Raw genomic sequence first — 18,465 nt, 5'->3', positions numbered from 1 at the left:
AATGCGTCCCCATGAAGAGATTACGGACGAGCGCGGCTAAACTTTAATTCACCATGCAAATAATATTCGCGCATCAGGGCAATTGCGATGCCGATGGGGACAAGCCCCGGCCCCGGCAGCCCGGCCATGCCCGCTGCCATCTGAAGCAGGGGCAGGAAGAAGGCGAGCAGCGCAATCCCCCGCCCCCCCTGCCCCGCCGCCAGCGCCAGCACCGCCATGACGGCCAGCGCCAGCGTGTCATAGGACAGCATATAGGGCGTTGCCGACGCCGCGCAGGCAAGGAAGATCATGCTGGCCGTCAGGTCGCCGGGCGCGGGACGCGCGCGAAAGCGCAGCCATGCCAATGCCGCCGCCAGTAGCGCCAGCGCTATCTGGAGCGCGCTGGCCACTGGCACGGGAACGCTCATAACGCGCAGGTTCATGAACAAAGTCGGCATGAACGGCCCGGCCAGATGATCGGGATCGCTCAGCACCAGCGACTGGTTGGCGATGCCCGCCGCCAGATAGATGCGCCAGATATCCACGCCCCAGATCGCAGCGACGATCGCCACCAGCGACAGGCTGGACAGCGCAGCGGCCCCGAAAGCGCGCCCGTTGCCGGTCGCTAGAAACAGCAGCGGGAGCAGCAGCGCCAGTTGCGGCTTGACCAGCAGCAGGCCAAGCAAACAGCCCGCCAGGATCGGGCGGCCTGTCCGCCAGCGCAGGACCGCGAGCAGGATGGCGGCGGCGAACAGCGCGAACTGGCCGGACATCATCCCGAACAGCGCAGCGGGCGAGGCAAGCAGCAGCGCGATCACGCGCCAGTCCCGCGTCCACAGGCGCAGCGCGCACACCAGAGCGACAATCCCGCACAGGGTCCATAGCGCCAGCGCCGGGAGGTAGGGCAGCAGGCCGAACGGCGCGGCGACCAGCAGCGCGACCGGCGGATAGGACCAGAGCTGGCCGGGATAGCCCGCGCCGACCACCTGCCCCAGCGCCGCGTGATATTCGGCCATCTGATAATAGCGCGCCGGATCGTGGCCCCAGGCCGCGCAGCCATACATCCAGATATTGAGGAAATCGCGCCCCACCACCAGCGACGTGCCGTCGCGCGGGATGCCGTGTCCGGGCGTCAGGGTGAATAGATAGGCGGGGACAAAGACCAGCAGCAGCAGGACCGCTCCGACCCACAGGATGCGCAGCCTTTGCGCCATCGCGCTATTGCTTGCGTCCATCGGCGTCGAATCGCAGGTCGTCCGGCACAGTGATGAAAGGCCGGTCCATTTCGTTCGCCATCCGGTTTTCGACCCGGAATACGAAGGCCAGCACGGTCGCCACCGCCATATACAGACCTTCATTGACGATCTGCCCTGTGCGCGATGTGAAATAGACGGCGCGGGCGAGGTCGGGATACTGCAGCACCGTCACGCCATTCTGGTCGGCGAGTTCACGGATCGAGGCGGCCACCGCATCGCAGCCGCGCGCGACCACGACCGGCGCGGCATCCACGCCCGGCTTGTAACGCAACGCGACCGCGAAATGGGTCGGGTTGGTGATGATGACGCTGGCTTCGGCTACGGCCTGACGGGTGGAATTGTTCAGCACTTCGAACTGGCGGCGGCGGATCTGGCCCTTCAGCTCTGGCGAGCCTTCGCTTTCCTTATGTTCGTCCTTGATGTCCTGTTTCGACATGCCCAGCCGCTTGGCCCGCTGCATGATCTGCGCGGGAACGTCTATCCCTGCGATCAGGAACAGGCCGGTCGCCATCACCAGACAGGTAAAGATGAACATGTTGCCAAGGTCGGCCATGGCCGGGCCGATGCCGGTCTTGCCCAGACCCACAATCTCCGTCAGCCGATCCCAGATCAGCCATACCCCGATGCTGCCAAGCAGGCCGACCTTGGCGATCGACTTGAGCAGTTCGATCAGCCCTTGCGTGCCGAAAATCTTTTTCAGGCCTGCCGCCGGGTTCATCTTCGACGCTTTGGGCGCAAAGGCACCGGGGCGGAAGCCGAGCGACCCCAGCAAGGCAGGCGCAGCGATGGCGGCGATGAAGGTCGCCAGCATCACCCCCGCAGCAGGCAGGGCAATGCCGGTCAGCAGGGCAAGGCCACGCCGCGCGGGCGAGAAATCGGCAATGTCGTCGCGGCGGAAACGCAGCGCTTCCACCAGCATGTCGGACAGCGCGTCGATCAGCGATGGTCCCATGACCGCCAGCCAGCCGATCCCGGCCATCACGACCAGTGCCGTACCGAGTTCGCGCGACTGGAGAATGTCGCCCTTCTTGGCGGCATCATCCAGTTTCTTCTGGGTTGGTTTCTCGGTCTTTTCGCCGCCTTCGTTGCCGCCCGCCATGGATCAGCGCCCCTCCGCGATCGATTGGGCATGGTCGAGGCCAGCTTTCAGCGAGGCCGTGATGCCTTCGGCCATGATCGGCGCGGCAATGGCCAGCAGGATGATGCCCGCCAGCATCGCCACTGGCATCCCGACCGCAAACAGGTTGAGCGAGGGTGCGGCCCGCGCCAGCATCCCCATGATGATCTGTACCAGCACCAGCGCGAAACCGACCGGCAGCGCGACCACGACCCCCGCGCCGAGCAACGCCCCGCCAAATTCGACGAGGTGCCAGACAGTATCGTTGGACAGCATCGCCGCGCCCGGCGGAATAGCCTGATAGCTTTGCACCACGAAGCTGACGAGCAGCAGATGCCCATCCATGCCCAGCAGCAGGAAGGTGGCGAGGATCGACAGAAAAGTACCAAGCACCTGCGTCGATTGACCCGACGAGGGATCGACCATCGCGGCGAAGTTCAGCCCCATCGCGTTGCCGATGGTTTCCCCCGCGACGAAGGCGGCAGCGTAACCGATCTGGACCGCAAAGCCGAGCGCCAGTCCCGCCAGCACTTCGCCCGCGACCAGCATGATGCCTTCGAAACTGGCGACGCCATCCTGCGGCAGCGTAATGGTGACGGTGTTGAGCGCGGCAAGGCCGAGCGCGAGGCTGAGGATCAGGCGCAGTTGCACCGGCACGGCAGGCGCGCCGAACACGGGGGCCGCGATGAAGGCCGCGCCGGGCCGGATCATGGCGATCAGCCAGACCCACAATTGGGATTCGACCCCGGCGAAACCGGGCGCGATCATTGGAGCAGGTCCGGTATGCGATCGAAAATTTCGCGGGTGAAATCGGCGATCAGCACCAGCATCGACCCGCCGAAAATCGCGAGCATGGCACCGACGACGATGATCTTGGGAATGAAGCTCAACGTCTGTTCGTTGATCGAAGTCGCTGCCTGCACCATGCCGATCAGCAGCCCGACGATCAGCGCAGGGATCAACACCGGCGCAGCGGCCAGCGCGGTGATCCACAGCGCCTGCTGCGCCAGGCCCAGGAAGAAGTCGGCGTTTTCCATCCTATACCCGTTCGCCCTGAGCGAAGTCGAGGGGTGCGCCTGAGCGAAGCGAAGGGTGCTGTTCCGCCTCGCTCCGCTCGGCTGAAGGCTTCGACAGGCTCAGCCCGAACGGAACAGGGGATCGGGCCGTCATGTCGCGAACGACCCGGCGAGGCTGCCCATGGTCAGCGCCCAGCCGTCGACCAGCACGAACAGCAACAGCTTGAACGGCATCGAAATGATCGTGGGCGACAGCATCATCATGCCCAGCGCCATCAGCGTGGACGCGACAACAAGGTCGATGATGAGGAAGGGCAGGAAGATCATGAAGCCGATCTGGAAGGCGGTCTTGAGTTCGCTGGTGACAAAGGCAGGCAGCAGGATGGTGAAGGGAATGTCGGCAGGCGTGGCGAAGGCGGGTGCCTTGGCCAGCCCGGCGAACAGTTTGAGGTCGCTTTCGCGGGTCTGCTTGGTCATGAAACCATGCAGCACCTTGGCCGAACGACCGACCGCTTCCTCGATATTGATCTGGCCCCGGCCATAGGGGTCGAACGCCTGCCCGTTGATCTGGTCGATCGCCGGGCGCATCACGAACAGCGACAGGAAGAGGGCGAGGCCCACCAGCACCTGATTGGGCGGCGTCTGTTGCAGGCCCAGCGCCTGCCGCAGCAGCGACAGGACGATGATGATGCGAGTGAAGCTGGTCATCATCAGCACCAGCGACGGCAGCACCGTCAGCAGGCTCATGAGGACGAGGATTTGCAAGCTGAGCGAGAGCGGGCGGCCGTCGCCCGAAATCTGGCCCATGGCGCGAGTCAGCGCGCCGCCATTGTCCACCGGCGCGGCGGGAGCGGCCTGCGCAAAGGCGGGCTGGATCCATAGCAGGGCCAGCAGGATCAGGATGGCTATTCCCGCAGCAGCGGAGATCCATGGCCTGACGTTTCGCCCGGACAAGGGTTCAGCGCAGGCGGGCATGGTCGCCTTCCGCGATCTTTTCGATCCGGCCGCGCGTGACCGACAGCAGGATCTTCTTGCCCTCAAATTCCACCACGGCCAGCTTGCCGAACGCGCCCATGGGCAGCGCTTCGAGCAGCTTGAGCGAACGTTCGCCCTGATTGCCCATCATGCCGGGCTGATATTTGCGCCACAGCCATAGCGCACCAAAGGCCATGGCACCCACCAGCGGCAGCAGGATCAGCAATTTGACGAAATACCAGAACATGATCGAGCCGCCCGCGCATTATGGTTAACCTGGCGCCAGCGATCCGCAGTTTCTACCGCCAAGGCAAGCGCAAAAATGGGTTCTGCGTTCAGCCGCGCCGTTCGATACCCGCCAGACGGGTTTCGGTGGCCGCAATGTCGATGATGCGGATGCCATAGCGGCCATTGACCGTCACGACCTCACCCTTGGCGATCAGCGCGCCATTGACCATGATGTCGAGCAGGTCGTCGGCCTGACGGTCCAGTTCCACGATGCTGCCTTCGGCCAGGTCCATGACTTCGGCCAGACGCAGCGAAGTGGAGCCGACCTCCACCGACATGCGGACCGGGATGTCGGCCAGCAGCTTGAAATGATGGTTGTTGGTCATGCGGCCGACCGGGTCTTCGCCACGCTCCATGCGGGGGGCTTCGCTCATGTCGCTCATTGATCTGGTCCTTGTACGAGTTTTTCAATCTGGAAGGCGGCGCGGCCGTCCTGTTCGCCGATCGTGCCATGGGCGACGATGCGGTTGCCGACGATCAGCGGCAGCGAGCGGCCGATCGTCACGGGGATGATGTCGCCGGTCTTGAGCTGCATCAGCTCCGCCAGCGAAAGATTGGGGCGGGCAAGCACGGTGCGGGCGGGCAAGCGGATGTCGCGCATCCGGCGGGCGATGCGCGCCTGCCACACCGGGTCGGCCTGATCCGCATCGGCGGGCATTTTCGACCCCATCAGCGGTTCGACGGCGCGCAGGGCGGACAGGGGAAAGACAAGGTCGATCGGCCAGGACTGGTCGCGGGTGATGGTGACCATGAAACGCTGCACCACCATCTGGTCGCCCGGTTGCGCGGCGGCGGCAAAGCCCACACCGGTTTCGCGCACGACAAGCCCCGCATCGAGCGGCAGGATGTCGGCCCAGCTTTCGGTCAGGCGAGCGATGATGGATTCCGACAGGCGGGCGATCAGCCGGTCCTCTGTCGGGGTAAATTCGCCGCGCGGGGGCAGCGGGCGGTTGCCGATGCCGCCGTAGAAACAATCGACCAGCGTGGAAATCATCGCCGCGTCCATGCGCAGCAGCACCTGCCCCTTGAGCGGGAGCAGGCGATAGACCGAGATGCTGGCGAAGGCTGGCACATCGTCCGACCAGGCGGAAAATTCCATCAACTGGGCGTCGCGCGATTCCACATGGGGGCGCACGCCGCAGATCGGCTCCACCAAGGCACGGATGCGCCGGCCAAGCTTGTCGCCCAGCCGGTCCAGACCGGACAGCATCACCGGTGCCTGCGATTCCCCCCGCCCGAAGGCGTAGGTCTGAACGTCGTCCATCATAGTCCCCTGCCCTGCGGACCGGGGGACTTCCCGGCCTTTCTGGGCAGTGCTATTGAATAACGAAATTGGTAAAGTAAACGTTATCGACCCCGCCAAAACCCGTCTTTTGCTTCAAAATATCGTTGATTATGCCTTTTATCCTGCCCTGAAGCGCCCGCTTGCCTTCCGGCGTCAACAATGACTCCTGCGGCTGTTGCGCGAGCATCATCAGCACCTGACTGCGGATCGCCATCTCATGCGTCTTGATCGCGTCGATCACGCGCAGGTCGTAATAGGTCGATACCGCGATCGAAATCTGGGCAAAGGCGTCGGTGTCCGACATGTTCGACGTGAAGGGTTGCTGAAGCTGGAAATAGGTCGCCTGATAGGCCGTGGGGTTGGCAGGCGTGGGCAGGTCGATGCCCTTGCCATGCGCGCTGCCATGCGCCGCTGCGGCGGCTGCGTCGCCATGCGGGACGGCATGGGCCTTGGCGATCTCTTCGGCGCTTTCCCCGGCCAGCACCAGAACGGGCTTGTTGGGGTCTTCCTTTGGCCCTTCCTCCTTGGGGCTGAAGAAACCGGCGGCATATAGTCCGCCTGCCGCGCCAGCGCCGCCCACGACCATGGCCACGACGATCAGCAGGATCATCTTCATGCCCCCGCCTTTTTTCTTCTTGGCCTTCGGCTCTTCACTCATCGGTCAGTCCCCCAGGATAGCGCGGGTCAGGCATAGCGCGCGCGAACGGGTTCGCCCGGCGCATCGCCCGATGGTCCATGGTTAATAACGGCCGCGTCGCCGGAGGCTTTATGGGTGGCCGCAAAATTTTCGCGCGCCTGCCATCGGCCCTGTTGTTGCGGTGCGCCCTGCCCCAGGCCTTGGCCTGCGCCCTGGCCCTGTTGCTGCTGGTTCGAAGGCTGCTGCCCCGTCGTTTCGGAACGGGCCGGATCGGTGGCGACGGGGGCGCGTTCGATCTTTACGTCGCTGATGCGCAGGGCGGCCAGTCCCGCGTCGAGGCGCAGCCGGTCGCTGTCCTGCCGCAACGCCGCTTCGGCGGCCTGCGTTTCCACGGTCAGGCTGATCGCCATGCCTGCGTCGCCCTGACGCAGGTCGACCTGAATTGCGCCAAGCTGGCTTGTGGTAAGGTTGAAGCGGCCCTGTGCGCCATTGGCCGACAGGCCCGCAATGTCGCGGGCCAGAGAGTCGATCCACTGGCCCGACACGCCCATATCGACCATCTGCGCGCCAAGGCTGGCGGACAGGTCGATCACCGGGGCGGCAGGCGCGAGCGGGGCCATGGTGGCGGGCTGAATGGTCGGGGCAATGACCGATGGCGTCACCACACTGTCAACGGGCGACGCAATGGAGAGTGGCGTTGCGATGTCGGTGACGGAAGTGGCGCGGACAGGCGAGACGCCGTCCGCCTTAGGCCGGGACGCGACGCGGCCCGCCAGATGATCGCGCGCCAGTTGCAGCAGCGCCACGGCTTCGGCCCTTGCCGGGTTTTGGGCCGGGTTTGGGGCCGGGCTTGTGGCAGCGGGTTGGACGGATGGCTGAACGGGAGTTTGGGCTGCGGCTGGTAGCGGCGTGGCGGCAGGCAAGGAGGCGGCCGGGATGGGCTGTGGTTCCGTTCCGGTGGGCGCCTGGGGCGTCGGCGGGGTGGGCATGAAGCGGGCAACGGGCGCTGCCGTCAGGGGCGCTGCAACGGACGCGGGCGCAGGCTCTAGCGCTGGCGCTGGCGCGGCGCTGATGGGCGGCATGAGGGCGGCGACAAGGCTGGCGTCGGGGAGCGGCGCGGGCGGTGGCAGATCGTCGGCCGGTTTGACCGCGTCTTCCAACGCCGGGCGATCGGGGGTCGCTGGTTCCTGGCGGAGAGGCGTTTCGGGTTGCGGCGCGGCGCGAACGGGATGAGCCGGAATAGCGGATTCGACCGGCGCAGCGGGGGCTTGCGCAGGCGGCGCGAGTGGCATTGGAACCAGCGCCGCGACGAGGGCCGGGTCGGGCGATGGGACGGGTGCTGGGACAGGTTCGGGCGCGCTGTTTGTAGACAGCGAGATGGACATAGACTCGGCGATGTCCGACGAAACTGTAACGTTTGTTACTATGTCTGTTTCGCCGTCTGTTTCGCTGGCCATGACCGGCGCAGCGGCCATGGGCGCGGCGATCGCTGTGTCAGCGGGCGATGGCAGATTTGCGACGGGCGCGGGGCTGGCGGCCTCCTGCGCTGTCGTCCTTTCGGCGGCCATGGGGATGGGTGCGACTGGCGGCGGGGCGACCCCGGCCATGGCGGGCGGGCTGTCAGCCGCGACCGGGGCTGGCAGCGGCGCAGCGGCAGGTGATGGCGCGGGCTGGGCCGTTGCCACCGGGTCATCACCTGCATCGATCGGCAGCTTCACGGGCGGCGCGGAGGTTTCCACAGGCAGCGGGCGCAGGAGCGAAAATTGCGACAGGTCATCGGGCTGGGCCGCTGGCAGGTCGGCGGGCTGTGTCATGGCGGGCTGATCCGTAGCGGGCCTGTCCGGTGCGTCCATAGGCAGGGCGTCGGTCGGCAGCGCAGATGGCGTCGTTGGCACAGAGTCCGGCAGCGCGGTCGCCATGCCCGGCACTGGGGTCGTTGCACTCGGCAAGGGGGTCGTTGCGCCCGGCGTCGGCATGACAGCGCTCGAAACCGGGGCCGCCACGTTCATCAGTTTGGCGAAATCGAACGGGGCCGGGACGGGCGATATGCCCGCCCCTTTGCCCGTCGAAGCACCCGGCGTCGCGAATAGCAACGCTTTGATATTGGACAGCATATTCATGTCAGACATCCCCATTGCGTTGAATCCGGCGATAGCGCGGCAGCGCCGCCAGCTTGGTTTCGCGCCATTCTTCCAGAGTCGCGCGGGCGCGGTCCTTGAGGCGGGTGGCAATTTCCTTTTCGCGGTTGGCGGCCAGCGTCACGCCTTCCTTGGCCGCTACCTTGCGCCGGGCATCATAAAGCGCGCCGTCGAGCTGACGCCCCGCCTGTTCCAGCCGGGTGGCCAGTTCCTGCATCGCGGCAAAGGACGCGCCGGTGGCCGCCCCTTCCGTCTCGAACAATTCGCCGCGCACCTTGCGCAGGCGATCGACATTGCGGGCAAGGCCGTCCGCTTCGTCCCGCGCATGGGCCGCGTCGGCCACGGCCATGGCGTGCTGGACATGGCGCACGCGCAGCACGCGCTGGCGGCGCGTGACCAGCCCCTTCATGCGCCGAACCCGGCGATGAGCGCGTCGGCGCTGGTGTCGATGTCGATCCGGCTTTTCTGATCCTGCCGAATGAAGTCGAGAATTTCCTGACGACGCTGGACCGCTTCATCGATCACCGGATCATTGCCGGGGCGGTAGGCACCCATCAGGATGAGATCGCGATTTTCCTCATAGGCGGCCCATAGCCGGCGATAATTGGCCGCCGCCATGCGATGATCGTCCGGCACCACGTCGGCCATGACGCGCGAGAGGGATTTGCCGACGTCGATGGCGGGAAAGATGGATTGTTCCGACAGGTGCCGGGACAGGACGAAATGGCCGTCCACAATGGCGCGGGCGGCGTCCACGATTGGATCGTCGGTGTCGTCGCCATCGGCCAGCACAGTGTAGAGCGCCGTGATCGAGCCGCCGGTGCGGGCGTCAACGCCCGCGCGTTCGACCAGGCGCGGGATGAGCGCGAGGGCCGAGGGCGGATAGCCCTTCATTGCGGGCGGTTCGCCAAGGGCCAGGCCGATTTCGCGCTGGGCATGGGCGCAGCGGGTCAGGCTGTCGATCAGCAGCAGCACCTTCTTGCCACGGGCGCGGAAATATTCGGCGATGGCGGTGGCACGGGCGGCGGCGCGCAGGCGCAGCACCGGGGGATGATCGGCAGGGACAGCGACGACGATGCTCTTGTGCATCGTGTGCTTGAGTTTGGTTTCGAGGAAGTCGCTGACTTCGCGGCCGCGTTCGCCGATCAGGCCGACGACGACGATGTCGGCTTCGGCCCCGGCGATCATCTGGCCCATCAGCACCGATTTGCCGACGCCGGAGCCAGCGATGATGGCGATACGCTGGCCACGCCCGGCGGTGAGCAGCGCGTTGACGGCGCGGACGCCAAGGTCAAAGGGTTCGGTGACGCGGCCCCGGTCGAGGACGTTGCCCTTGACCCCGTTCAATGGCCAGACGCCGCCTGCGATGATTGGTCCCTTGCGGTCGAGCGGCTGGCCCATGGCGTCAACGACGCGACCGATCAGCCCTTCGCCGACCTGCACCATGTTCGCCTGACTATCCGGTTCGACGCGCGCGCCATTTTCCAGCGGGGCGTCGCTGTCGAGCGGGACCATGATGGTGCGCCCGCCGCGAAAGCCGACGACTTCGGCGCGGGCGATGGTGCCGTCGCTGGCGATGACGCGGGCGCTGGCGCCGATCGGGCGGCGAAATCCGGTGACTTCGAGCATCCCTGCATCATGGCTGACCAGACGGCCGACATGGCGGGGGGCGCGGTTTTGCACCTGCAAATGGTCGAACAGGCTTTCGGCCTGAGCGAGAGACGCGCCGATCACGCTTTCCCCTCCATATCGTCGATCATCGCGCGCAGGCGGGACAGGCGCACGTCCGGGCCATCCTCCACCCAGCCATCGGCCGTTTCCAGCCGCACGCAGCCGCGATGCAGGCTTTTGTCCGCGATCAGCTTCACGCCGATTTCTTCGCCTTCCAGCATGACGATGTCGTCGGGATGCAGGTGCAGCGCGCCCTTCTCATCATTATCCTCGATAAAGGCCGCGACGGTTTCGCAGCGCTGGAGCAGGCGTTCGATGTCGATTTCGACTTCGCCGACAATCTGTTCCACCAGCCGCACGACCGTGGCCGACAACATGGTGGACAACATGCCGCTGGGCGCGGGGGCGAGCAATTTGAGGGATTCGGCCAGTTGGGCGCGGATGTCGGCGTCGGCCTTGTGCGTTTCGGCGGTGATGCGGCAGCCTTCGTCAAAGCCCATGGTGAAGGCTTCCATCCGCGCGTCCTCGATCGGATCGCTTTCCGGCTCGTCCATCATGGCGGCGCGGATCGTGGCCGTCTGCGCGCCGGGATGGGCGGTGTAGAGGCTGCGGAAACCGCCGCTTTCGACCTGACGCACGCCCGCCATGGATACAGGCGCGACGTCCTGCGCGACTTCTGCCGCCCAAAATTTAGACAAAGTCATTCCCCTTGCCACCCAGCATGATGGTGCCGGCGTCCGCCATGCGGCGGGCGGTGGCGATGATGAGTTTCTGCGCGTCGATGACTTCGGCCAGACGGATGGGGCCGCGTTCCTCGATCTCGTCGGCGATCGCCTGCGCCGCGCGGGCGGACATGCAGCTGAAAATCTTGCCCTTGAGCATGTCGTTCACGCCCTTGAGCGCAACGACCAGCACGGCGCTGTCCACGGTGCGCATCAAGGCACCCAGATTCTTGTCGTCCATGTCGATGAGGTTGTCGAAAACGAACATCTCCTCCTCGATCGTCTGGGCAATCATCTTGTCGCGCTTGGCGACGGCCTTCATGATCCGCTGTTCATTATCCTTGCGGACATTGTTCATGATCGCCGCTGCTTCGACCGTGCCGCCGCGTTGCGAGGCTGCGCCCTGCTTCTTCGCCGGGCCGCGCATCAAAAGCTGTTCCAGGTCATCGAGCGCTTCGTTCGACACCGGGCCGAGCGTGGCGATGCGGTAGACGATTTCTTCCTGATATTCGACCGGCAGCAATTGCAGCACGTCGGCGGCCACGGGCGCTTCGAGATGGGCCAGCACAATCGCCATGATCTGCGGATGTTCCGCTTCGATCAGCGCCGCGATTTCCTTGGCATCCATCCATTTGAGCATTTCAAGCTGGGTCGAGCGGGTCGGCGGAGTGATGCGCGCCAGGATGGTTTCGGCCCGTTCCTCGCCCAATGCCTTGGTCATCGCGCCGCGAATATGGCGAGTTGCGCCATAGCCGATGGTGGTGCGCTTCTTGGCCTTGTTGACGAAATGGTCGAGCGCTTCGTTGACTTCTTCCGGGTCGACATCGGCAACATCATACATGGCATAGCCAAGCTGGCGCACTTCTTCGGGTTCGAGACGGGCGAGGATCTGCGCGGCTTCATCTTCATCGAACAGCATCAGGAGGACGGCGGCGGCGGCGCTGCCCTTGAGCGCTTCGGGCCGACCGGGGACGATCTCAGGCATTTTCCTTCTTCCCCTCCTTCAGGAGGTCGCGGACGACAAGGGCAGCGCGGTCGGGATCCTGCTTCACGAAGTTGCGGATGAGGTCGGCGCGCTGGGCATAGTCATAGGTGGAGGAAATCATGTCGAGCGTGATCGGCTTGGCCGGATCGGGCGCTTCGATTGCCTGCTTGGTCAGTTCGCCGGAAATTTCGCGGCCGATCTTCTGTTCCGTTTCGACGGTTTCGGCAGCGGCGCTTTCCTGCGCGGCGGCGCGACGCTTGAGCAGCGGGCGACCGATGCCGAAGATGACCAGCAGCGCGACAAGGAGCGCCGAGACATTGCGGACCAGCGGCGATACCCATTCGGCTTCATACCAGAGCGGCTTGACTTCTTCGGCTTTGAGGAAGCTGCGCGACGAGAGCGCGACCACGTCGCCACGGGCCTGATCGAAGCCGATCGCGCCTTTGACGAGGGCTTCGAGCGCGGCGATTTCCTGCGGCGTGCGGGCCTTGCCATCGGGCGCGTTGTCGAGCGCGACGGCAACCGACAGGCGCTTGACCGTGCCGATGGCGTCGCGGGTGACGGACACTTCACGGCCCAGTTCGAAGCTGCGGTTGAACGTCTCTTCGGTCTTGAGCAGCGGGTTGGGCGGAGTGCCGGGGGTTTGTGCGGCAGTCTGACCCTGTTGCACGGCCTGCCCGTTGGGGTTGGTCTGAGTCACGGTCGGGTTGACGGGCGCCTGATTGCTGAGTGCGCCGGGGATGCCCCCTGCCTCGCCAGTGCCTTGTCCACGCGGGTCGGACGCCCAGGTGCCTTGTTCGGTGCGCAGCCGCGCTTCGTCCTGCGGATAGGTTTCGCGCGTGGCCTGCCGTTCGGCGAAATTGAGTTCGGCGCGCACTTCGGTCGAGAAATTGTCCGCGCCCAGAATGGGCGTGAGCAGCGCGACGACCGACTGGCGATAGCGATCCTCGATCTTGGTCTGGACCGCCAATTGGCGATCGTCGGTGCTGTCGCTGTCGTTGTTGCTGATGAGGCGGCCATTCTGGTCCACGACCGAAATCTGGTCGGGCGACAGTTCGGGGATGGACGATGCCACCAGATGGACGATGGCGCTGACCTGCGCGTCGGTCAGGCTGCGGCCCTGCGACAGGCGCAGCATCACTGATGCCGATGGCTTGGCCCGGTCGCGCAGGAATACGCTGGGCGCTTCGACGGCCAGATGCACCTTGGCGGTTTCGACGCTGTCGATCGCCTCGATCGTGCGGGCAAGGTCCATTTCGCGGGCGGAACGCAATTTCTCGCCCTCGACCGCGCGGCTGGCGCCCATCGGCAGGCTGTCGATCATGCTGTTGCCGTCGGGTGCGCTTTTGGGCAGCCCTTGCGCGGCGAGCATCATCTTGGCCTTGAAATAATCGCCCTCCCCCACGGTCATCGCGCCGGAGGAGTCGAAGCCATAAGGGATGCCATTCTGGTCCAGTATCTGCGCGACGGCCGATTTGTCGGTGTCGGGCAGGCCACGGAACAGGTCGCGCTGGGGCGGTTCGCGCAGCGCCAGCCATGCAGCCCCGGCAATCGCCACGGTGCCGAGCAGGCCGAGCAGCGGCAGGCTTTTGGCCACCGCAGGCTGTTTGATGAAGCCGGTGAAGCGCGCCTTGAGCGCGTCCACGCCTTTGGCGTTGCCAGCAGCAGCCGGGAGGTTGGGCCGGGCAGCTGCGCCGCCATCGATGGTGAGTGCGTTGTCGCTCATGATTTAGACCGGCATACTCATAATGTCCTTATAGGCGGACAGAAGTTTGTTGCGCACCTGAAGGGTCGCTTCGAAGCCTACCGAGGCTTGCTGTTTGGCCAGCATGACGGCAGCGATGTCCGTGGTTTCGCCCCGTTCGAACGCGGCAGACGCTTCTCCTGCCTTGTCCTGAAGGCCGTTGACCTGTTGCAGCGCGTTGCTCAGCGCCTTGGTAAAGTCGCCGGGCGCGGTGCCTGCGATGCCGTTCGCGCCGGGAGCGCCACCGGCCGGGCCGGTCGATGCAACGTCGCGCAGGGCCGCGTTTTTTTGCAGGATGGCGTTGCGGATCGCCATCACGCTGTCGGTGGGGGAAATGCCGGTCATATCCTATGCTCCCCCCTTATGCCGCAGCCAGCTCACGCATTTCGGCGAGCCGATAGCGCAGCGTGCGTTCTGAAATACCCAGCTTTGCGGCAGCGGCGGCGCGATGACCGTCGGTTTCGCGGAGCGCAATGCGGATCGCCTCCAGCTTGGAATGGCGGGCCACGTCGCGCAGGCGGACGGGTTCGGACTGGACCCGCGCCAGCGGCGAGGCGACGACGCGCAGCGGCTGGACGTTGCCAGTCGGCGCGCCGGTCAGATGCAGGTCGTCCGCCTCGATCCGCGCGCCGTCGCGCAGCACCAGTGCGCGTTGCAGCACATTGCCCAGTTCGCGGGCATTGCCGGGCCAGCCATGGGCGGCCAGCTTGTCGATCGCAGCGGCAGTGGGCCAGACGAAGCCTTGGCGACCGCCGTCCTGATGGCGCAGCAGCATCGACGCGGCGATCGCGCTGATGTCGCCGCCGCGTTCGGCCAGCGGGCGCAGTTCGAGCGGCATGACGTTGAGCCGCCAGTAGAGATCTTCGCGGAAGCGCCCGGCGGCACATTCGACCGCCAGGTTGCGGTTGCACGCGGCGATGACGCGGACATTGACCGGCACCGCATGGGTCGCGCCCACGGGCAGCACTTCGCCTTCCTGAAGCGCGCGCAGCAGCTTTGCCTGCAAGGTCAGCGGCAGTTCGGCGATTTCGTCGAGGAACAATGTGCCGCCGTCGGCAGCCAGAAACAGCCCTTCGGACGCATTGGCCGCGCCGGTGAAGCTGCCCTTCCTATGCCCGAACAGCATCGCTTCCATCATGGTTTCAGGCAGCGCGGCGCAATTGACGGCAATGAAGTCATGGGCGGTGCGGCCCGACTGGGCATGAAGGAAGCGTGCCATGCCTTCCTTGCCGGTGCCGGTGTCGCCCTGAATAAGGACAGTGGCATCGCTGCGCGCGACTCGCCCGGCCAGCGTCATCAGCCGGACGCTGGCGGCGTCGCCGACGGCGGGGATGGCGGCGGGACGGGCCAGTTCGGCGATCAGCGCAAAGGCAAAGCCCATATCTTCCAGGCCGAATGCGACGCGGGCGGGCAGGCCATTGGCCGCCGCGACCAGCGAGGGTGCGCCATCGACCAGAGTGATGAGAATATCGCGATGGGTAGCGTGGCCGATTTCGGTCGCCAGCAGCACGCGGCGGCTGTCGCGTTCACGCGGGGCAGCGGCGTCCACGACCCGGACGGCGAACAGCGCGTTTTCCAGCCAGTGCTGCAAACCCGGCACCAACGCGCAAACTCCACGGCTCATATCGAGCGATGACATGTGATGTCCCCAAAATGACTGGCCGACTTGCACCCCCGTGCGCCCCGGCCTTCTTCGATGACCACAATGTGCGCTTCCATGGTTAGCAAATGGTTAATTGCCGCCTTCGCTTGCCGCTGACCGGCAATTTTTTTCCGCAAGGCGGCAAGTCCGGGCCAGGGCGGAACCACTTCATACTCTACGCGCGCGCGAGAGAGGGGCGTTCGCACCGGCAAAAGACGAAAAATGCAGAAAAAACGACATGGCCCCTAAAAGCCCGGCGCATCCCGCCGTTATCCCCTTTCGAGGCCGCAGACGCTCCGACGGATGGCAGCGACCTGATATTGGATAGAAAGGGAACACCATGACTGTTATCGGAACCAACACCGCCGCTCTGCGCTCCGCCAACGCTTCTTCGATGGCCAGCCGGGGTCTGAGCACCGCGATGGAACGCCTGTCGACCGGCAAGCGCATCAACAGCGCCAAGGACGACGCCGCTGGCCTGGCCATCGCTTCGAGCATGACGTCGCAGATCCGGGGCATGACCCAGGGCGTCCGTAACGCCAACGACGGCATGAGCCTGGCGCAGACGGCGGAAGGCGCGCTCGGCGAAGTCAGCAACATGTTGCAGCGTATGCGTGAATTGACCGTCCAGACGCTGAACGGCACCAACGACACGGATGCCCAGGCAAACATCCAGGCTGAAATGACGCAGCTTCAGACCCAGATCACCGACACGCTGGCCAACACCGAATTCAACGGCACCAAGCTGTTCGACGGTTCGACCGCCACGGTGAACATCCAGGCCGGTGCCAACGCTGCCGACGCTGTAACGATTACCCTGGACGACGTGGCCGGCAATGCCGACGTCACTGCCGCCCTGGCCGTCGACGCCACCGCCGCGACGACCGCTGACCTGACGACCTTCGACGATGCGCTGGCCGCTGTTGCAACCACCCGCGCCAACCTTGGTGCGGTGCAGAACCGCCTGGAATCGACGGTCAATAACCTGACCAACAACATCACGAACCTGACCGACGCCCGCAGCCGCATCGAAGACGCCGATTTTTCGACCGAAACGACCGCGCTCGCCAAGCAGCAGATCCTGAGCCAGGCGTCGACCGCGATGCTGGCACAGGCCAACCAGAGCCAGCAGGGCGTGCTGAAGCTGATCGGCTAAGTCAGGACTACCCGATTGGGCGGTTGAGGTATTGGTCACCTTGCAACCGTCCATGTCGCCCCCGGCGCATCAACAGTCCCCACCGCGCCGGGGGAGACATCTTCGATCAGAACGGCCAGCTTTAGTGAAGCCCTCGTCCCCCCGGACGGGGGCTTCATCGCGTTTTACGGTTGAAGTCCGCACCGGCCCGTTCCCCCACCCGGCCACCCACAGGATATTGCCATGGGGTAACCGAGTGGGGAGCGGGCCGGTGCGACGCGAATATGTGTTTTGAGGGATACGGTCTTGGCTTTGCCGGTTATGCCTATCATGATGAAGGCCATGAACCCTATCGACCGGCGCGCGATGATCGCCGCCACCGGCGCGGCGCTGCTGCTGCCCTCCCGCCTTTTGGCCCAGACGCCCGGCGCGCCTTTTTCGTGGCAGCGGCTGGTTGCGCAGGCGCAGCGGATGGCGCGGGCGCCCTTTGTCGAAACGCCGCTGCATCCCGGTGCGCAGGCCGTCGATTATATGGCGCTGCACGAAGCGCGCTTTCGCGACGAAGCGACGATCTGGGGCGACTTGCCCGGCGATACGGGTATTCGCCTGTTTCCGCTCAGTCGCAACGCCGCCCAGCCGGTGCAGATCGCGCTGGTGGACAAGGGACGCGCGATCCCGCTGCGTTACGACCCCGCCATGTTCGATGCCCCGTCCGGCAATCCGGTCAAGGCGCTGCCAGCCGACGCCGGTTTTGCGGGCTTTCGCATCATGAACGCGGCGCGGGACGGCGACTGGCTGTCGTTTCTGGGGGCCAGCTATTTCCGGGCGCCCGGCGCGAGCAAGCAGTTCGGCCTGTCGGCGCGCGCGATCGCGATCAACACGAGTTTGCCGGGGCGGGAGGAGTTTCCCCGCTTCACCCATTTCTGGCTGGAGCGGACCGGCAATAGCAGCGTGACGATCCACGCGCTGCTGGATGGGGCGTCGATCAGCGGGGCGTTTCGGTTCGTCAGTAGCCTTGGACCCGATGGGGTGCGGCAGGATGTGACCGCCGCTCTGTTTCCGCGCCGGGCGATCCCCGAATTGGGCCTGATGCCGATGACCAGCATGTTCTGGTACGATCAGGCCAACCGGGGAACAGGCACAGACTGGCGGCCCGAAATCCATGACAGCGATATGCTGTCGATCGCCAGTGCGAACGGGACGGCCCATGCCCGCCCGATCGTGAACCCGGCACGACCGCTGGTCAGCCGCTTTGTCGAGCGGGATCCCAAGGGGTTCGGCCTGATCCAGCGCGACCGGGATTTTACCCATTATCAGGATGATGGCGTGTTTTACGACCGGCGGCCATCTTTATGGGCCACCCCGGCCAAGCCATTCGGCGCAGGGCAAGTTCGGCTCTACACTTTTCCGACCGACAGCGAATATACCGACAATGTTGCGGCCTATTGGACCCCCGATGCCCCGCCCCGCCCCGGCGCGCGGATCGACCTGGACTATCGGCTCGACTGGTCGGCGGCAAAGACGCCAGCGGGCAGCGACATGGCCATCGTCGACAATATCTGGCGTGGGCGGGGCGACCAGCCGGGGATCGAGCGGCTGGTGGTGGATTTTGCCGGGCCGCTGCCGAACGGGAAGCCCGACATCTGGACCGACAGCAGCGGCTGGGCGATCGTCAAGACGGCGGGTTATCCGGTGCTGGGGCGCGATCACCTGTATCGCGTCGTCCTCGACATAAAGCTTGAGGAGGGCAAGTCGGCGGATATTCGGGTGCAATTACGGGCGGGCGCTCGCGCTTTGAGCGAATATGTGCATTATCCGATGGGCGTGTGAAGGGAACCGGCGGCGTCGCCACAGGTTCTGATAATCGGGTCAATC

General features: G+C 65.3%; 19 protein-coding genes. 2 read left to right on the top strand and 17 right to left on the bottom strand.

Annotated features, from left to right (window positions below):
* Positions 1-20: 20 nt before the first annotated feature.
* From SPBM01_RS21045 to SPBM01_RS20965, 17 genes are all read right to left on the bottom strand, one after another.
* Positions 21-1,214 carry a glycosyltransferase family 87 protein gene (locus tag SPBM01_RS21045; protein WP_262504285.1) on the bottom strand — a complete coding sequence of 398 codons (1,194 nt, stop codon included), beginning with the start codon at positions 1,212-1,214 and terminating at the stop codon, positions 21-23.
* Positions 1,198-2,334 (bottom strand): flagellar type III secretion system protein FlhB, encoded by a 1,137-nt coding sequence (gene flhB, locus SPBM01_RS21040; protein ID WP_188063379.1) that lies wholly within the window; start codon positions 2,332-2,334, stop codon positions 1,198-1,200. The genes SPBM01_RS21045 and flhB overlap by 17 nt, the downstream gene beginning before the upstream one ends.
* A 3-nt stretch (positions 2,335-2,337) precedes the next feature.
* Positions 2,338-3,120, bottom strand: a complete 783-nt coding sequence (fliR, locus tag SPBM01_RS21035) for a flagellar biosynthetic protein FliR (protein WP_188063378.1) — start codon at positions 3,118-3,120, stop codon at positions 2,338-2,340.
* Positions 3,117-3,389: a flagellar biosynthesis protein FliQ gene (gene fliQ, locus SPBM01_RS21030; protein ID WP_188063377.1), complete on the bottom strand. Its 273-nt coding sequence runs from the start codon at positions 3,387-3,389 to the stop codon at positions 3,117-3,119. Before fliQ ends, fliR begins: the two co-directional genes overlap by 4 nt.
* Positions 3,390-3,518: 129 nt before the next feature.
* The gene (fliP, locus tag SPBM01_RS21025) at positions 3,519-4,343 is read right to left on the bottom strand and encodes a flagellar type III secretion system pore protein FliP (RefSeq protein ID WP_262504284.1); all 825 of its coding nucleotides are present in this window, start codon (positions 4,341-4,343) and stop codon (positions 3,519-3,521) included.
* A complete protein-coding gene (locus SPBM01_RS21020) occupies positions 4,327-4,590 on the bottom strand; it encodes a FliO/MopB family protein (protein WP_188063376.1) in 264 nt (87 codons plus the stop codon). Before SPBM01_RS21020 ends, fliP begins: the two co-directional genes overlap by 17 nt.
* A gap of 88 nt (positions 4,591-4,678) precedes the next feature.
* Complete coding sequence (gene fliN / locus SPBM01_RS21015) at positions 4,679-5,014, bottom strand: flagellar motor switch protein FliN (protein WP_188063375.1); 336 nt, start codon at positions 5,012-5,014, stop codon at positions 4,679-4,681.
* A complete protein-coding gene (locus SPBM01_RS21010) occupies positions 5,011-5,895 on the bottom strand; it encodes a flagellar motor switch protein FliM (RefSeq protein WP_188065876.1) in 885 nt (294 codons plus the stop codon). Before SPBM01_RS21010 ends, fliN begins: the two co-directional genes overlap by 4 nt.
* A gap of 52 nt (positions 5,896-5,947) precedes the next feature.
* Positions 5,948-6,574, bottom strand: coding sequence for a flagellar basal body-associated protein FliL (gene fliL / locus SPBM01_RS21005; RefSeq protein ID WP_188063374.1), 627 nt, complete (start codon positions 6,572-6,574; stop codon positions 5,948-5,950).
* Positions 6,575-6,600: 26 nt separating this feature from the next.
* The gene (locus SPBM01_RS21000; RefSeq protein ID WP_223177754.1) at positions 6,601-8,673 is read right to left on the bottom strand and encodes a hypothetical protein; all 2,073 of its coding nucleotides are present in this window, start codon (positions 8,671-8,673) and stop codon (positions 6,601-6,603) included.
* 1 nt (position 8,674) lies between these two features.
* Entirely contained in the window at positions 8,675-9,100 is a 426-nt protein-coding gene (locus tag SPBM01_RS20995) for a hypothetical protein (RefSeq protein WP_188063372.1), read from the bottom strand.
* A complete protein-coding gene (locus SPBM01_RS20990; RefSeq protein ID WP_188063371.1) occupies positions 9,097-10,425 on the bottom strand; it encodes a FliI/YscN family ATPase in 1,329 nt (442 codons plus the stop codon). The genes SPBM01_RS20995 and SPBM01_RS20990 overlap by 4 nt, the downstream gene beginning before the upstream one ends.
* Entirely contained in the window at positions 10,422-11,066 is a 645-nt protein-coding gene (locus SPBM01_RS20985; protein WP_188063370.1) for a FliH/SctL family protein, read from the bottom strand. The genes SPBM01_RS20990 and SPBM01_RS20985 overlap by 4 nt, the downstream gene beginning before the upstream one ends.
* A complete protein-coding gene (fliG, locus tag SPBM01_RS20980) occupies positions 11,053-12,069 on the bottom strand; it encodes a flagellar motor switch protein FliG (protein WP_188063369.1) in 1,017 nt (338 codons plus the stop codon). The genes SPBM01_RS20985 and fliG overlap by 14 nt, the downstream gene beginning before the upstream one ends.
* Complete coding sequence (gene fliF, locus SPBM01_RS20975) at positions 12,062-13,795, bottom strand: flagellar basal-body MS-ring/collar protein FliF (protein ID WP_188063368.1); 1,734 nt, start codon at positions 13,793-13,795, stop codon at positions 12,062-12,064. Before fliF ends, fliG begins: the two co-directional genes overlap by 8 nt.
* Before the next feature lie 3 nt (positions 13,796-13,798).
* Positions 13,799-14,158, bottom strand: a complete 360-nt coding sequence (fliE, locus tag SPBM01_RS20970; RefSeq protein ID WP_188063367.1) for a flagellar hook-basal body complex protein FliE — start codon at positions 14,156-14,158, stop codon at positions 13,799-13,801.
* 16 nt (positions 14,159-14,174) lie between these two features.
* Positions 14,175-15,452 (bottom strand): sigma 54-interacting transcriptional regulator, encoded by a 1,278-nt coding sequence (locus SPBM01_RS20965; RefSeq protein ID WP_188063366.1) that lies wholly within the window; start codon positions 15,450-15,452, stop codon positions 14,175-14,177.
* A gap of 343 nt (positions 15,453-15,795) precedes the next feature.
* Here SPBM01_RS20965 and SPBM01_RS20960 point away from each other — a divergent pair, with 343 nt between their 5' ends.
* Positions 15,796-16,611 carry a flagellin gene (locus SPBM01_RS20960; protein WP_188063365.1) on the top strand — a complete coding sequence of 272 codons (816 nt, stop codon included), beginning with the start codon at positions 15,796-15,798 and terminating at the stop codon, positions 16,609-16,611.
* A 321-nt stretch (positions 16,612-16,932) separates the two neighbouring features.
* Complete coding sequence (locus tag SPBM01_RS20955; protein WP_188065875.1) at positions 16,933-18,420, top strand: glucan biosynthesis protein; 1,488 nt, start codon at positions 16,933-16,935, stop codon at positions 18,418-18,420.
* The last annotated feature ends 45 nt before the right edge of the window (positions 18,421-18,465 follow it).

It is taken from the genome of Sphingobium sp. KCTC 72723, from assembly GCF_014280435.1.
GTDB lineage: Bacteria > Pseudomonadota > Alphaproteobacteria > Sphingomonadales > Sphingomonadaceae > Sphingobium.
The sequence above is the reverse complement of the archived record's forward strand: the minus strand, read 5'-3'. Positions and strand labels throughout refer to the sequence as shown.

Coding starts and splice junctions, on each gene's coding strand:
- SPBM01_RS20995 (WP_188063372.1), bottom strand. CDS start 9,100: ATGAAGGGGCTGGTCACGCGCCGCCAGCGCGTGCTGCGCGTGCGCCAT.
- fliG (WP_188063369.1), bottom strand. CDS start 12,069: ATGCCTGAGATCGTCCCCGGTCGGCCCGAAGCGCTCAAGGGCAGCGCC.
- SPBM01_RS20960 (WP_188063365.1), top strand. CDS start 15,796: ATGACTGTTATCGGAACCAACACCGCCGCTCTGCGCTCCGCCAACGCT.
- SPBM01_RS21010 (WP_188065876.1), bottom strand. CDS start 5,895: ATGGACGACGTTCAGACCTACGCCTTCGGGCGGGGGGAATCGCAGGCA.
- SPBM01_RS20965 (WP_188063366.1), bottom strand. CDS start 15,452: ATGTCATCGCTCGATATGAGCCGTGGAGTTTGCGCGTTGGTGCCGGGT.
- fliR (WP_188063378.1), bottom strand. CDS start 3,120: ATGATCGCGCCCGGTTTCGCCGGGGTCGAATCCCAATTGTGGGTCTGG.
- SPBM01_RS21020 (WP_188063376.1), bottom strand. CDS start 4,590: ATGTTCTGGTATTTCGTCAAATTGCTGATCCTGCTGCCGCTGGTGGGT.
- SPBM01_RS21045 (WP_262504285.1), bottom strand. CDS start 1,214: ATGGACGCAAGCAATAGCGCGATGGCGCAAAGGCTGCGCATCCTGTGG.
- fliF (WP_188063368.1), bottom strand. CDS start 13,795: ATGAGCGACAACGCACTCACCATCGATGGCGGCGCAGCTGCCCGGCCC.
- SPBM01_RS20955 (WP_188065875.1), top strand. CDS start 16,933: ATGAACCCTATCGACCGGCGCGCGATGATCGCCGCCACCGGCGCGGCG.
- fliQ (WP_188063377.1), bottom strand. CDS start 3,389: ATGGAAAACGCCGACTTCTTCCTGGGCCTGGCGCAGCAGGCGCTGTGG.
- fliP (WP_262504284.1), bottom strand. CDS start 4,343: ATGCCCGCCTGCGCTGAACCCTTGTCCGGGCGAAACGTCAGGCCATGG.
- fliL (WP_188063374.1), bottom strand. CDS start 6,574: ATGAGTGAAGAGCCGAAGGCCAAGAAGAAAAAAGGCGGGGGCATGAAG.
- fliN (WP_188063375.1), bottom strand. CDS start 5,014: ATGAGCGACATGAGCGAAGCCCCCCGCATGGAGCGTGGCGAAGACCCG.
- SPBM01_RS21000 (WP_223177754.1), bottom strand. CDS start 8,673: ATGAATATGCTGTCCAATATCAAAGCGTTGCTATTCGCGACGCCGGGT.
- fliE (WP_188063367.1), bottom strand. CDS start 14,158: ATGACCGGCATTTCCCCCACCGACAGCGTGATGGCGATCCGCAACGCC.
- flhB (WP_188063379.1), bottom strand. CDS start 2,334: ATGGCGGGCGGCAACGAAGGCGGCGAAAAGACCGAGAAACCAACCCAG.
- SPBM01_RS20985 (WP_188063370.1), bottom strand. CDS start 11,066: ATGACTTTGTCTAAATTTTGGGCGGCAGAAGTCGCGCAGGACGTCGCG.